At 62.6% G+C, this 13723-nt stretch carries 11 protein-coding genes and 2 pseudogenes; 8 read left to right on the top strand and 5 right to left on the bottom strand.

The features are described from left to right. The first annotated feature begins 53 nt into the window (after positions 1-53). Positions 54-1181, top strand: a complete 1128-nt coding sequence (locus tag AC1DMK_RS08275) for a TDT family transporter (RefSeq protein ID WP_477858274.1) — start codon at positions 54-56, stop codon at positions 1179-1181. A 29-nt stretch (positions 1182-1210) separates the two neighbouring features. Here the strand turns inward: AC1DMK_RS08275 and AC1DMK_RS08270 are convergent, their stop codons facing one another. Next, positions 1211-2995 carry a tetratricopeptide repeat protein gene (locus AC1DMK_RS08270; RefSeq protein WP_477858272.1) on the bottom strand — a complete coding sequence of 595 codons (1785 nt, stop codon included), beginning with the start codon at positions 2993-2995 and terminating at the stop codon, positions 1211-1213. 193 nt (positions 2996-3188) lie between these two features. On the opposite strand from AC1DMK_RS08270, the gene AC1DMK_RS08265 reads away from it, so the two are divergent. Together AC1DMK_RS08265 and AC1DMK_RS08260 are read left to right on the top strand one after the other, a co-directional pair. Beyond that, entirely contained in the window at positions 3189-4256 is a 1068-nt protein-coding gene (locus AC1DMK_RS08265; protein ID WP_477858270.1) for a cyclic nucleotide-gated ion channel, read from the top strand. Positions 4257-4332: 76 nt separating this feature from the next. Next, entirely contained in the window at positions 4333-6087 is a 1755-nt protein-coding gene (locus AC1DMK_RS08260; protein WP_477858268.1) for an adenylate/guanylate cyclase domain-containing protein, read from the top strand. A gap of 13 nt (positions 6088-6100) precedes the next feature. On the opposite strand, the gene AC1DMK_RS08255 is transcribed toward AC1DMK_RS08260, so the two are convergent. The 3 genes and pseudogenes from AC1DMK_RS08255 to AC1DMK_RS08245 all read right to left on the bottom strand — a co-directional run. Further along, positions 6101-7405 carry an epoxide hydrolase family protein gene (locus AC1DMK_RS08255; protein WP_477858266.1) on the bottom strand — a complete coding sequence of 435 codons (1305 nt, stop codon included), beginning with the start codon at positions 7403-7405 and terminating at the stop codon, positions 6101-6103. Positions 7406-7430: 25 nt separating this feature from the next. Next, positions 7431-7826 (bottom strand): cupin domain-containing protein, encoded by a 396-nt coding sequence (locus AC1DMK_RS08250; protein WP_477858264.1) that lies wholly within the window; start codon positions 7824-7826, stop codon positions 7431-7433. 355 nt (positions 7827-8181) lie between these two features. Next, positions 8182-8589 (bottom strand): annotated as a pseudogene (locus AC1DMK_RS08245) (DUF1254 domain-containing protein); the annotation flags it as partial. A gap of 252 nt (positions 8590-8841) precedes the next feature. Between AC1DMK_RS08245 and AC1DMK_RS08240 the strand changes: the two are divergent. The 5 genes and pseudogenes from AC1DMK_RS08240 (at position 8842) to AC1DMK_RS08220 (ending at position 13042) form a co-directional block, all read left to right on the top strand. After that, entirely contained in the window at positions 8842-9126 is a 285-nt protein-coding gene (locus AC1DMK_RS08240) for an acylphosphatase (protein WP_037069152.1), read from the top strand. Between the two features lie 128 nt (positions 9127-9254). After that, positions 9255-10782, top strand: a pseudogene (locus AC1DMK_RS08235) (winged helix-turn-helix domain-containing protein). Positions 10783-10907: 125 nt separating this feature from the next. Beyond that, positions 10908-11129: a hypothetical protein gene (locus tag AC1DMK_RS08230; RefSeq protein ID WP_477858262.1), complete on the top strand. Its 222-nt coding sequence runs from the start codon at positions 10908-10910 to the stop codon at positions 11127-11129. Between the two features lie 264 nt (positions 11130-11393). After that, positions 11394-12137, top strand: coding sequence for an SDR family NAD(P)-dependent oxidoreductase (locus tag AC1DMK_RS08225; protein WP_477858260.1), 744 nt, complete (start codon positions 11394-11396; stop codon positions 12135-12137). Further along, on the top strand, positions 12134-13042 hold the full coding sequence (locus tag AC1DMK_RS08220) for an RNA polymerase sigma factor (RefSeq protein WP_477858258.1): 909 nt from the start codon (positions 12134-12136) through the stop codon (positions 13040-13042). Before AC1DMK_RS08225 ends, AC1DMK_RS08220 begins: the two co-directional genes overlap by 4 nt. A 295-nt stretch (positions 13043-13337) precedes the next feature. Here the strand turns inward: AC1DMK_RS08220 and AC1DMK_RS08215 are convergent, their stop codons facing one another. Then, positions 13338-13709 (bottom strand): VOC family protein, encoded by a 372-nt coding sequence (locus tag AC1DMK_RS08215; protein ID WP_477858256.1) that lies wholly within the window; start codon positions 13707-13709, stop codon positions 13338-13340. Positions 13710-13723: the final 14 nt, after the last annotated feature.

Raw genomic sequence — 13723 nt, 5'->3', positions numbered from 1 at the left:
GGAATCGATATATCCGCGGGCGTATCTGTGATCCATAGAGAAGGATCGCATTCATGAGCGCATTTTCAGTTTCCGGGACAATCAGCGGACAAACCGTCAGGCGTGAGCGCATGCGGCATTTCACGCCGAACTGGTACGCCACCACGATGGGCACGGGCATTCTCGCCATCTGCCTCGCGCAGTTCCCGGCGATGCCGGCACTACACAAGGCCGGCGAGGCGCTCTGGCTGGCAAACATACTCCTCTTTGCGGGCCTTACCGTTCTCTATGTCGGAAAATGGGTACTGCATCCGCGCGAGGCATTGCGCGCTTTCAAACATCCGGTTGTCTCGATGTTTCTGGGCTGCATTCCAATGGGGCTCGCGACGATCATCAACGGGATGGCGCTTTTCGGCATTCCGCTCTTTGGCGCCGCTGCCGCGTCCGCTGCGGCCGCTCTCTGGTGGGCCGATGCCGGTCTGGCAGTGCTCGCAGGTCTTGCCATTCCGTTTGCGATGTTCACCTGCCAGGAGCATGCCTTCGACGAGATGAGCGCCGTCTGGTTGCTGCCGATCGTCGCCTGCGAGGTGACGGCTGCAAGCGGCGGGCTTCTGCTGCCGCACATCGCCGGTGCGGCGCCGCAGATGACCCTGCTGTTTGCAAGCTATGTATTGTGGGCCTGTTCGGTGCCGCTGGCGCTCGGCATTCTCACCATCCTCTTCCTGCGCATGGCGCTGCACAAGCTGCCGCCCGCCGGCATGGCGGCAACCGCTTTTCTGGCGCTTGGGCCAATCGGCACGGGCGCGCTGGGGCTTACCCTGTTTGCGATGAACGGGCGCGCCGTGCTGGAGGCAAACGGACTTGGCGCGCTCGCCGGGGCAATCAGTGGCACATCCCTCTTCGGTGCCGTGCTGCTCTGGGCCTATGGCCTCTGGTGGCTTGGCATGGCGCTCGCGGTGACGCTGCGCTACCTCAGGCACGGCCTGCCCTTCAACCTCGGCTGGTGGGCCTACACCTTCCCGATCGGCGTCTATGCGCTGGCGACGCTCCGGCTTTCGACAGTGGTTCCGGTCGCAGCGATTGCGCTCTTCGGAAACGCGCTGGTCATCGCGCTCGCCGCGATATGGCTGCTGGTCGCCGCAAGAACCGTATGCGGTGCGGTCGAAGGTACGCTGTTTTCCGACCCGAGCCTGCAGGACTAGCAATGGAGCTGGCTCTGTTTCTGAAGACGTCAGACCGGCAGCCCTGCCTTGCGGAGCCCTTCGACGCGGCGCTCAAAATCCTCGGGGTTTCGGAATGGAAGAACGCGACGGCGGCGTTCGACGGAGAAGCTGGGGTTGATCACGAGCGCATGCGCCCAGGCCTGTCTGCTTCTTTCGGGTTGCCCAAGATGCCCGTAGCACGATGCGAGGAGGGCATAGGCGGTCTCAGATTGCGGGTTGCGGGCCAGCCGCTGCTCGATCGCGTCAATCGCCTCGGCATACTGCCCGAGGGAAAAACGGGCATCGGCGAGAAACTGGAGCGAGATCTCCGGAAAGTGCGGGTCCAGCCGCATGGAGAGAGCCAGCGTTTCAATGGCGCCAGCAGGATCGCCAGCGAATATCTGGATATGGGCCATTGCCATGAGCAGGTCCACGGAGTTGGGCGATAGCGCCAGCCCTCGCTGCACCGCTGCATTCGCGCGGTCCAGCTCCTTGCCCCACATGCAGGCGAGGCCAAGCGCGAAATGGCCATTCGGCTGGTTTTCCGCCATGGCGACGGCCTGCTGCGCGCCTTCTCGTCCAACTTGCAGCGAATGCTCAGGATCGTCGCTCCAGGCATTGATGTAGTCGAGCACGTGGGTAAAGGCGACAAGCGCGTGGGCAGCCGCATAGCCGGGATCGATCGCGATAGCAGCCGTTGCCAGCCGCCGCCCCTCGGCATTTCCGATCCGGGTGTGCGCGGACGCCTGCTCCCGACCACGCAACAAGTATTCATAGGCCTCGACATTGACGGCACGCGCCTGTGCCAGCTGATCCTGGTCGCCAGTCGTCAGCGTCAGCTTCAATGCGGCAACGATCTCCTGCGTGAGTTCGTCCTGAACCGCGAAAATATCGGTGAGGTCGCGATCGAAGCGATTGGCCCAAACGTGTCCGCCATTGCTTGCATCGATCAACTGCGCCGTCACCCGCACCCGGTTGCCGACCTTGCGGACGCTGCCTTCGAGCACGTAGCGAACACCGAGCGTCTTGGCCACGTCAGGCACGGACACGGCCGCATTCTTGTAGACGAAAGACGAGTTGCGGGCGATCACATGCAATCGGGGCAACCGCGAAAGGTCGGTAATAATGTCCTCGCTGATGCCGTCGGAGAAATACTCCTGCTCGGCGTCGCCGCTCATGTTGTTGAATGCAAGCACGGCGATGGAAGGCTTGTCGGGCACGGCAGGCGGCACGGAAGGGAGGGTCGCACCCCAGATCTTCGCCGGCACTGTGGCCGCGGCCGGCTCGGCGGCGCCGACCTGAAGCGAATAGACGCGGATCGGCTCGGCGATATTCTTCAGCCAAGTGGCACCAAGGTCCGTCAAATGGAGATCGAGTCTCGCTTTGACCTGACGGTAGGCGTCTTCCGAAAGACAGATCGAGCCGGGTGTGGCGATCCCCTCCAAACGCGAGGCGATGTTGACGCCGTCGCCCATGAGGTCGCCATCGCTCTCCTCCACAACGTCGCCCAGATGAATGCCGATGCGGAACTCGATGCGGCGATCCTGCGGGACGCCGGCATTGCGTTCGATCATCGCGTTCTGAACCTCGATGGCGCATCGAACGGCATCAACGACGCTGCGGAACTCGATCAGGCTTCCATCTCCGGTGCGCTTGACCACACGGCCATTGTGCACGGCGATCGTCGGGTCGATCAGATCGCTGCGCAACGCGCGCAGGCGCGCCAGGATGCGATCCTCGTCGATACCAGCGAGACGGCTGTATCCGACGACATCCGCGGCCAGGATCGCCGCAATCTTCCGTGTCTCGCTCATGGCGCCATTTCCTCGCCGGTCCAAACTAGCACAGAACCCCTTCCGGTGCTCCCCAATCGATTTGGTCCCGCGATCGCCCGGCGGCAAGGCGGACCGATCGGAACTTGACGTATCGTGGATGTCTTGCCGGTCCCATTGCGCTTGGCCCGCAGGCATCTATTCTAGGTGGGCGGCAGGCCGCTCGGAGGATTGAATGTCGGCACGGCCTTTCCGGAAGTTTTCTGCGCTGCTGAGCACGTTGCTCGCGGTCATCGGGCTCATTGCGGTCGCCACGCTGACGACACCCGATCTGACCGAGCGAAGCAGGCACTATCTCGAGATCCTGCTCGTCGGCATCTGGGCCGCCTACCTGCTGCAGCTGGCCGAAACGCTGAGCGTGCCGCAGGCGGTCGATTTTCACGACAGGATACCGTCGATCACAGTGGACGTGCTCGCCGTCGTCGTCCCGTTTGCGGCTTTCCTGTTCGTCGGCGGGCGGGACCAGAGCCTCTACTGTGCTGTCTGGCTGCTGAAGCCGCTGCGCTATTCCACCTTCTTCCGGCTGCTGGGCCGGGTGATGCGCAACGAGGCGCGCAATCTGATCGGCGTCACCTCGATTTTCGGCATCGTTCTCTTCGGTGCGGCGCTCGCCGCCTATGTGATCGAGCGAGACGTCCAGCCGGACCGCTTCGGCAGCATTCCCCAGGCGATGTGGTGGGCGGTGGTGACGCTGTCGACCACCGGCTACGGCGACGAGATTCCGCAAAGCCTTGCCGGGCGCGTGCTCGCCGGGCTGGTGATGATGAGCGGCATCGGCATCTTCGCGCTGTGGGCGGGCATACTCGCCACCGGTTTCTACGAGGAAGTCCGCCGGCAGGATTTCGTGCGCAACTGGCAGCTGGTTGCGGCCGTCCCGCTGTTCCAGCGGCTTGGTTCGGCCGCTCTGGTCGAGATCGTACGGGCGCTCAGGGCGCGCGTCGTGCCGGCCGGCACCGTCATCTGCCGCAAGGGGGAGGCCGGCGACCAGATGTTCTTCATCGTCGAGGGCCATGTCAGCGTCGCCACCCCGAGCCCGGTGGATCTCGGCGCCGGCAGCTTCTTCGGCGAGATGGCGCTGATCACGGGCGAGCCGCGCTCTGCGACCGTCAGCGCCACGACCGAGGTCTCGCTGCTGTCGCTCTACGCGGTGGACTTCCAGGTTCTGTCGAGCAGCAATCCCGATATTGCCGATGTCATCCGAAAGACCGCGATCGAGCGCCGCGAGGCGACACCGAAGGACTGACGGCAAAAGCGTCATCCCGCGCGAGATGTGCTAGATTGGCTGTCTCATTCTTCGCTGACGACCCGAGGTGTCCACGATGCGCCGCCGGCTTGCAACAATTCTGGTGGGTGATTACGTCGGATCGACATCCGCGATGGAGGTCGACGAGGAGGCAAGCGTATCGCGCGTGAGCGCATGCCTCAACGCCATAGACCAATGTGTCAAGCGCCATGACGGCCGCGTTTTCGGCACGGCCGGCGATTGCGTGCTGGCCGAGTTCGACAGCCCGGTCAATGCGCTGAGGTCGGCCATCGACGCGCGATATCGGGTCAGCGAGGTGCCGGGGGTCGGGGTGCAAGACATGCGCTTCGGGCTGCACATCGCCGACGTCGTTGTTGTCGGCGACGACCTGCGCGGAGACGGCGTGAACATCGCGGCACGGATCGAAGCGTCCGCCGAGCCCGGTGCGATCGAGGTATCGGCCGCACTTTACGACCAGGTGCGCCGCGTCTCGCCATGCAAGTTCGATTTCGTCGGCGAGCGGCAGTTGAAAGGCATCTCGGAGGCGGTGCAGGTCTATCGCGTCGCCGCCCTGATGGATCGCCATGGCTATCAGGTCGCCCCGACACGGCTGGAACCGGAGACGCCCGCGCCGTTTCGTGCAAATTCGGTTGCGGTCACCCGCCTTGGCGTCGCGCCGGGGGCGGATCAGGACCAACTCTTCCTTGCGGAAGGCATCACCGATGATCTGACGCTGGAGCTCAGCCGTCTCAAGAGCCTTTTCGTCAGTTCGAGGACGGCATCGACGGCCTTGACGACGTCCGACCCGGTTGAAATCGGCAAGGCGCTCGGCGTGCGTTATGTCGTCGGAGGTTCGGTGCGCAAGGCCGGCACCGACGTGCGCATCAACATCGCGCTCACCGAGACCAGCGAAGGGCATCTCATCTGGAGCGATCGCATCCGAAGACCGTTTCAGGAACTCCTCGATGTCATGGACGAGATCACCGCGCGCGTCGCCGCAACGATCTCCGGCCGGGTCGAACAATCGGAACTGTCCGCCGCGCGGTTGAAACGACCGGAGACGATGTCTGCCTACGAATACTACCTGAGGGGACTCGACCACCATCGCCTGGCGGGCGTTTCCGACGACCACATTCACGAAGCCATGCGGTGGTTCGAGAAATCCATGGGGCTCGATCCGAGTTTCGGGCGGCCCTTCGCCATGCATGTCTGCTCCTGGAGCAACCTTCCGTCATTTGATCTGTCCCGTGCCGAAAGTCAGGTGGCCCATGCGCTCGACCTGGACGCGACCGACCCGGAAGCCCATCGGATCATGGGATCGATCAAGATGAAATCGGGCGACTTCGCAACCTCGCGCTTTCACCATAACAGGGCTTTCGAACTCGCCCCCAACGACGCCTACATGATCGGGCGGAGCGCTGCCTTCTACGTCTTCGTGGGCGAGGCGCTGCGGGCGCTCGAACTTCTCGACCGGGCCGAGGCACTCGATCCCTTCCTGCCCGTCTGGATCATTGAAGAGCGGGTCGCTGCCCTCTACGTTCTCGACCGGTTCGACGACATGCTTGCTGTCGCGCACGCGCTTCCCTTCCAGACCAGGCGCACGCTGATCTACCAGATCGCCGCCCACATGGCCTGCGGACGCCCCGAGGAGGCGCGGGCCCTCGTCGGCCAGGCGCTGTCGCTGGATCCCGGCCTGTCGACCCAGTACATCTGCGTCCAGGAGACCTTCGAGGATCCGGGCATCGTGGAAACGCTGATCGGACGGGTGCGCGACGCCGGCTTTCCCGCAGGACCGGACGAGATCGTCCGGATTGCCGCCTGTGGGGCATAGACGCGCACGGCGATCAGGTCCTGAGTGTGCGGAAGGCACTGCGCAGCTCGGCGCAGAACAGGTCCCGTTGTTCCCAGGCTGCGAAATGACCGCCTTTGTCGACCTCATTGTAGTAGACGAGATTGCTGTAGGCCCGCTCCACCCAGCTCCTCGGCGGCCTGTATACCTCGCCGGGGAAAATACTGACCGCCGCAGGGATTGTGATGGGAGTGAGCTTGGCATTGGAGGCTGCGTTTTCCCAGTATATCCGCGCACTGGCCGCACCCGTATTGGTAAGCCAATACAAGGTGAAGTTGTCGAGGATATCGTCCTGAGGGATCGACGCTTCGGGGTTGCCGCGCGTGAACACCCAGTCAGCCAGCTTGTCATAAAGCCATGCCGCCAGTCCCACTGGAGAGTCGGCCAGCCCGTAGCCGATCGTTTGCGGACGGGTCCCCATGATCGCGGCATATCCGAACCCCTGGTTCAGGAACTCTCTTATCTGATCGAATACCGCCTTTTCCTGGCTGCTCAGATTTGCCGGAGCGGGTTGGCCGTTCTTCAATGCGCTGGCAATCTCCGGCGGAACCGTCGTGGAGCGCTCTATCCTGTTCACGTGAATGCCCAGGAGCCCCGCCGGCGCCTGGCGCGCCATGGCATCCGAGACTATCGCACCCCAGTCCCCACCTTGCGAAACGTAGGCTTGATACCCGAGGCGCTTCATCAGTGTGTCCCAGGCGCGACCGATACGCTGCGGGTTCCAACCGGTGTCGCGTGGCTTTTCCGAGAAGCCGAAGCCGGGCATCGATGGAAGGACCAGATGAAAGGCATCGTCGGCACTTCCCCCGTAAGCCGTGGGATCGGTGAGCGGACCTACGACTTGAAGAAATTCAAAGATCGAGCCCGGCCAACCGTGGGTCATGACCAGCGGCATGGCGTTCGGGTGGCGTGACCTGACGTGAATGAAATGAATATCCAGACCGTCGATGCTGGTCAGAAACTGGGGCAACGCGTTCAGCTTCGCCTCGGCCTTGCGCCAGTCGTAGCCGTTTGCCCAGCGCGTCACCAGCCGCTGGAGCTCGGCCAGTTGCACGCCCTGGGAGCGATCACCGACGGTTTCCTCCTCAGGCAAGCGCGCTTGGGCGAGACGGCGACGGAGATCGTCCAGGGCTTCTTGCGGCACAGAGACGCGAAACGGCCGGATATCGGCGTTGGGGGCGTTGACGGTGGCCGGTTGGACGGCCGCCATGGCGGGCGCAAACACAGGCAGTGCTGCAACCGCCGCTCCGCCAAGAAGCAGTGTGCGGCGCGTAAGCCTGGCAAGGTGCAGCGTTGTCATTTCATACCTCCTCAGGTGTCGCCGGTCACTCGGCGGGCTGGACCAGCGTCGGCCCCTTCCTGACGATATAGGTCGCAAGCTCGGACGCCTTGCCATCGCCCAGGTTTTTAGCCAGATGGGCCACGCCGTCCGGAATGAACAAGGTGTCGCCGGCCTTGAGCGTGACGGGCTGCTTGCCCTCAAGCTGGTATTCGAGCGTGCCTTCAAGGACATAGGCCACCTCTTCGCCTGGGTGCCTGTGCTTGATCGAGACCGCGCCGGGCTCGAAGTCCACGCGCACTTGCAAAACTTCGCGTTCGGCGACGCTGAGGTCGCTTCTTAGAAGATCCGTGCGTTGGAGCTGTTGTGCGTATGCAGACTGCCCGGAAAGAGCGCCGCCCAGTATCAGCAACGCCGCTGTCATCACTCGTTTCATCGTCATGTCGCTTTTCCTCAATCTCTGGTTCCACCAACCGTGTTGCGGCCGGAATTGTGAGCCCTGTTTTACGTGGCCACCCGCTTTGGGTTTCCCCGCGGGGGAATGCTGCACCGCCAATGCTTGCCTAGCCTTGCCGATCACAAGGCGATTGAACCGCATGCATGTATCTGCGACGTGTCCGCGCGGGCGAGTTTTGTAAGAAGTTGTAGCAGTCCTGCCCATCGGCGACCGATCAATAAGCAGACTCAGCAGCTGGGGGCGGCTGTAGTGACCGCGCGAGTCCATGAGCCGTTTGCGCGCGTCTATCAGCGTGAAATCCAGATCGGCGATGACCTCGCCCTCGCCAGCCGTCAGCGCCGATGCCGAGCCTGGCGCCTGCCATGCGGTAGAGGTAGTTGTTCTTCAGATACTGCCGGGTGCCGAACAGATCACCGGAGGTCACTTTCCCGGTGTCGATTTCCTCCCTCTGCAAGGTCGCGAAATCGATCCAGGCATCTGCCATTCCCTGCTCGACAGCCGTTTTTACTTCGGGAGAGAGCTTGTTCGCGTCGAAGGCCTTGACCGCCTCAACGCCGATAGTGGCGAAGCGTTTTCTAAGTTCGATTTCCGAAGGATCGGTTGGGCAGTATTGCAAGATACAGTTGAGGATGTTGAAAAACTCGGGCGACGTCTTCTCTTCGTCCGGCGAGAGTGGCTTGACGAATTCAGCAGCGGGCGCGGCTTTGGGCGCTGGCTTGCCGAGAAATCTGGACAGCGGCTCCGCCCTTCGCCGGCGCAAACCCGAGGAAGCCCGCAGCCAGAACCAAGCCTTTGGTGAAATCGCGCTTTGTCATGTTCATGGCATTCCTCCCTTGGCGGCAATCCTGATGATGGAATGGTGCGCCTAGATTGCGAATGCACAAGTATGTAACCTTAAGCTACACGCGGATGGGCATTCCGATTGGCACAATGCCCCGACGTCCCTTGCATGCGCTTCGGATCGTTCCATCTTACAGTTGGTGCCTGGTGGGAAGCAGCTATGTCCGATGGTTACGAGGCCGTTCTGGTGCGAATAACGGGTAAGGTACAGGGCGTGAGTTTCCGCGTGTGGACGCGCGACGAGGCGGCGCGACTCGGTTTGACGGGCTGGGTTCGCAACGAAGCGGACGGGTCGGTCGTCGCCTTGATCTCGGGAGCCGATACCGCGATCTCGACCATGACCGAGCGCTTCAGGCGGGGACCCTCCGGTGCATCGGTCTCCCGCGTGGAGACGCAACGGACGACGCTCGCGGAGATCCCGACTGGATTCCGCATCACCGGGTAAGTGCGGTTGCGTCGGCCAACGCAAATCCGTCTCAGTCGTAGCGCTATCAGCCCAAGCTGCCCGCCAGCCGCCAAGCTGCGAGATTGTCAGTTTCCATGGGTTGGGCCAGCGGATATATTGTCCGCACGATGCACGCGCGCCCTTCTTTCGGTCCGTTTGTCCTGGATCCCGTTTGCGGCCTGCTGCAGCGGAACGGCAAGGCCGTGGCTCTGGGCCAACGCGGCCTGGCTCTGCTCGAAGCACTCTTCGACGCCGATGGAAGGATTGTCTCCAAGTCTGACCTGATGGAGCGAGGCTGGCCTGGTTTGATCGTCGAGGAAGGCAATCTGACCGTCCAAATTGCTGCCTTGCGCGAGGCGCTTGGACAGACACCAGAAGGGCAGGAATGGATTGTGACGGTGCCGCGCGTCGGTTATCGCCTTATTCGTACCGGTGCTGCGGCGGAGGCGGCGGACGCTCCGTTTCCGGTGCTCGCTGTTCTGCCCTTTGCCAATCTCGGCAGCGACGTCGAGCAGGCGTATTTTGCGGATGGCGTGGTGGACGACGTCATCACGGCGCTCAGCCGCTTCAGAAGCTTCTCGGTCATCGCCCGCAACTCCACATTCGCCTACAAGGGGCGCAGCGTCGACGTGCGGCAGGTGGCCAAAGAACTCGGCGTCCGTTATGTCCTCGAAGGGAGCGTCAGGCGCGCGGGACAACAACTCAGGATAACGGCGCAACTCATCGATGGCGGCAGCGGCGCGCATCTGTGGGCGCAAACCTTCGACGGCGCGCTCGACGACGTGTTCCATTTCCAGGACCGGATCACCGAAAACGTCGCAACGGTCGTCGAGCCTCGTATCAGGACCGCGGAAATCGAACGCTCGCGGCGGGAACGGCCGGGGAGCATTGCGGCCTACGACGCCTCTCTCAATGCGCTATCCAAAATACTCGCGGAATCGGCGAGCGAGAACGCTCTTGCCTATGAACTGCTCACCAAGGCTCTGGTGCTGGAGCCCGACAATGCACACCTGCTTGCCCATGCGGCCTGGGCGCCTGGAGCACCGCATTACGATGGGATGGCCGGCAGTCGGCGCCAACGACCGGGAAAAGTGTTTCGAGCTGGCCCGGCGTGGGCTGGAGAAGGCGGCTGGCGATCCGACGGTGATGGCGCATTGCGCGATGGCGCTGGTGCAGGTGGCCAGGGAGTACGACTGGGGAATGGCAGTGCTCGCCGCGGCGGTGGATTCCAATCCGAACAACATGCAGGTCGTGACAGCGGCGGGCGTCGCCAGCCTCCATTGCGGGAGCGTGGCCAGCGCATTGGTTTTGTTCCATCGCGCGAGCAGGCTCTCGCCACTCGACCTCTTTGCGCACATCTCGCTCTGCGGAACGGCACACGCGCAGGTGATCCTCGGCAACTATGAACAGGCGCTGGAGTCGGCCACGCGCGCACTCGCGGTCAATCCGAACTTCGATCCGACATACTGGATGCTGATCGCCGCAAACGCGCATCTTGGACGCATCGAAGAGGCGCATCACTTCCTCGGCGAGCTGACGAGAATGGCTCCGGGCGTGACTATCGCCAGCATAAGGGCCGGGCAACCCGCCAAGGATCCGAGCCGGCTCGCCGCCATCCTTGCCGGCCTGCGGCTCGCCGGCCTCCCCGAAAGCTGACCGGCTGCAGATTCCTTTGGAACATTTTGGAGTTTTTTGTGCCTTGCTTGAGGACACAAATTGCTCGCTTCATCGAGAGTACTCCTCGTTGCGCCACCGGGCGCAGGCCGCAAGGAGATTTCGCGATGCTGACAGCGTTGACCATTCTTTCGCTCGACCAGGGCAAGATCTATTCACCGCCTCCCGACCGGTTCGACGAACGGACGGGAGCCGAAACCAGCGCCGACATGCGCGCGCCGCAGGCGGCTGGCATCGACAGCCTTGTACGCACGCCGAAACGCTGGAAGCATGTCGCGGGTTTGGTGCGATTTCTGAACCGACTGTCCGCGCTCGGTGCGACACCTTGAGTGATGCCGTCACCATAGCCACGACGATAAGACCTCCGTTCCTGTCTGTCCACGAAGTGAGCATCGCAGGATCAAGCCGTACTCGCTGGTCCGTGTTGATCCGTTCTCGGCCGAAATCGATCACCGTCGAATTTCGGTCGAGTCAGACTTTTAGACGCTGGCCCCCACAAATCGCTGTTGGCGATGACTCTTTTCACCTCGTTGGAACGTCGTAGTTGCGACCGTCGTCGAGCGGTCGAATCCGACCCAAATGAGGACTGAGAGATGGATCTGGAAGGGAAGCGAATCGTGGTCGTCGGCGGGAGCCGCGGCTTGGGGAGGGGGCTCGCCGAGGCATTTGTGGCTCGCGCGGCCGAAGTCACCGTGGTAGCCCGAAACGCGACGGCCGTGCAGGGGCCAGGCGAGCAACCGGCCGTCACCGCGATATCGGCTGACGCAACCGATGTCGACACGGCATGGCGGATCATGGAGCAGACGCGACCCGATCTCGTCATCATGAATGCCGGTGCAGAACCGCCCATGGAACGGATCGACCGGATTGGCTGGGAGGCATTCACGACCAACTGGAATGTGGACGTCAAGGCCGCGCTGCACTGGGTACAGGCTGCTCTGACGTTGCCGATGACGCCGGGCGGGCTTGTCGTTCTGGTCTCCAGCGGAGCCGCCGTGCAGGGGTCGCCGCTATCGGGCGGTTATGCGGGAGCCAAGCGCGCGCAGTGGTTCATTGCAAAATATGCCGAGGGCCTGTCGGCGGAACTCGGCCTGGGTCTGCGCTTCCGGGTCATCGTTCCCCGGCAGATCTTCGCCGGAACCGGTGTGGGCGATACCGGCATCGCGGCCTATGCCGCGGCGGCGGGTCGGACATTTGCCGAACAGGCCGCCACCTGGCCGGACATGACGCCGCGGGCTTTTGGCGATATGGTCGCCGACCTGATCGGCAGGACAGGCCTCGCCGAGGCCATGGTCTACGCGGTGCGTGGAGATACGGGTGTGACGGTCATCGAATGACAGAAGATGCTGCTCTCGAAGACGAAGAGAGGAAAACGCTGCTCGCAGCCCTGGCCAGGGAAGCGGACGCGCTTCGCCCCGAACTGCACCGCTATGCTGCTCGTCTGGTGGGTTCGGTGATCGACGGCGAGGATGTGATTCAGGACGCGTTTGCCGGGGTATTTACGACGGCTGGCTCGATCCCGCCGGGCACGCCGCTGCGACCCTGGCTATTTCGCATTGTCCACAATCGAGCCATAGATGCCCTGCGCCAGCGCAGTACGCGCCGATCGGAGCCACTTGAGATGGCTTTCGATCTGGCCGATATCAGCGCCGTCGGCCCGGAGGACGCGCTGATCCGGCAGGACGCGGTGCGGGTCGCCCTGGGCCACTTTGCAGAATTGCCGGTGCCGCAACGCAGCGCGGTGATCCTCAAGGATGTGTTGGGAGAGTCACTTGCGGACATCGCAGCGCTTCTGGAACTGAGTGTCGATGCCGTCAAGGCCCATCTGTCGCGCGGTCGGGCGAGATTGCGCGCCATCTCCGACGTGCGGTCCGAGGTTCCGCCACCGCCGAGTCCCGAGGTCCTGAACTTTGCAGCGCTCTTCAACGCCCGAGACTGGGATGCTCTGCGTCGCATGCTGGCGCAGGATGTTCGGCTTCGTCAGGCGCGCCGGCCGGAAATCTCTGACGCCGCCAATGTCGGTCGATTTTTCACCTTTTATGCCGAATATCCACCGGTCAGAATCGAACCGGCTTGGCTGGAAGGCCGGGAAATATTGCTGGTATCAGCCGAACCGTCGGGCGGTCCTTCATATTTCATGCTGCTCGAATGGCTGGGGCAAAAGATAAGCCTGATCCGCGACCATCGCTATGCGACCTATGTCATGGACGGTGCGGACGTAATGCTGGCCGCATCGCGGTGACCGACATTGATTAGGACGCGCTTTCTCGAGGTCCAATTGCGGTCATTGGCTGTCCGCGCTTTCTAGGGGGCCGGCCCCACCCTTCGATATGATTGCCTCGGTCGACGCTAACAGCCTGTTGGCATGTCATGCACCTAGTCCCAAAGGTGCCGCTTCCCGCCAAGCAGTGGTCGGTCGGCTCAGACCGATCACTCGTATCTGATTGGCGGGAACGCGGAACAGTGGCGGGTCCTTCTGGACCGCCTTTTTGCCGCGATCGTTAGGGTCAAATCGTTCTATGCAGACGCGGTTTCAACTACTTTGTTGGGACGGTATGCGCAGTTATCGTATAGCCAAATGGATCGACGAAGGCGAAATAGCGTCCGAACGGACCGTCCTTCGGCGGGAAAGCTATAGGCACGTCGCGCTCGCACAGATGAGCGTGCAATTCGTCAGCGTCGTCGCAGCCAAACCAGATCGCGATACCAACCCCCAGCTTCTCGGTGTCGTCAAAGTCCTCGATCGGCGTGCGGACGGCGAATGGGATGGGGTGCGTTTCGAAAACAACCGCGCCCGGAGGGGCTTTTGCCGATGGCGTAAGCCCGACAATGTCGCGATAGAAGGTCCGTGCGGCGTCCAGATCCTTCGTCTGTATCCCGATGAAATCCGGTCCAATGAGGCGAGGCATGAGCTATCTTTCCT

This window comes from Rhizobium sp. 05L419, assembly GCF_056397845.1.
Note: the sequence above shows the minus strand (reverse complement) of the source record. Positions and strands in the feature narration are given on the sequence as shown.

Bases quoted from the DNA above. Each gene is read 5' to 3' on its own strand.
- AC1DMK_RS08275 (WP_477858274.1), top strand. From the start codon at position 54: ATGAGCGCATTTTCAGTTTCCGGGACAATCAGCGGACAAACCGTCAGG.
- AC1DMK_RS08270 (WP_477858272.1), bottom strand. From the start codon at position 2,995: ATGAGCGAGACACGGAAGATTGCGGCGATCCTGGCCGCGGATGTCGTC.
- AC1DMK_RS08265 (WP_477858270.1), top strand. From the start codon at position 3,189: ATGTCGGCACGGCCTTTCCGGAAGTTTTCTGCGCTGCTGAGCACGTTG.
- AC1DMK_RS08260 (WP_477858268.1), top strand. From the start codon at position 4,333: ATGCGCCGCCGGCTTGCAACAATTCTGGTGGGTGATTACGTCGGATCG.
- AC1DMK_RS08255 (WP_477858266.1), bottom strand. From the start codon at position 7,405: ATGACAACGCTGCACCTTGCCAGGCTTACGCGCCGCACACTGCTTCTT.
- AC1DMK_RS08250 (WP_477858264.1), bottom strand. From the start codon at position 7,826: ATGACGATGAAACGAGTGATGACAGCGGCGTTGCTGATACTGGGCGGC.
- AC1DMK_RS08240 (WP_037069152.1), top strand. From the start codon at position 8,842: ATGTCCGATGGTTACGAGGCCGTTCTGGTGCGAATAACGGGTAAGGTA.
- AC1DMK_RS08230 (WP_477858262.1), top strand. From the start codon at position 10,908: ATGCTGACAGCGTTGACCATTCTTTCGCTCGACCAGGGCAAGATCTAT.
- AC1DMK_RS08225 (WP_477858260.1), top strand. From the start codon at position 11,394: ATGGATCTGGAAGGGAAGCGAATCGTGGTCGTCGGCGGGAGCCGCGGC.
- AC1DMK_RS08220 (WP_477858258.1), top strand. From the start codon at position 12,134: ATGACAGAAGATGCTGCTCTCGAAGACGAAGAGAGGAAAACGCTGCTC.
- AC1DMK_RS08215 (WP_477858256.1), bottom strand. From the start codon at position 13,709: ATGCCTCGCCTCATTGGACCGGATTTCATCGGGATACAGACGAAGGAT.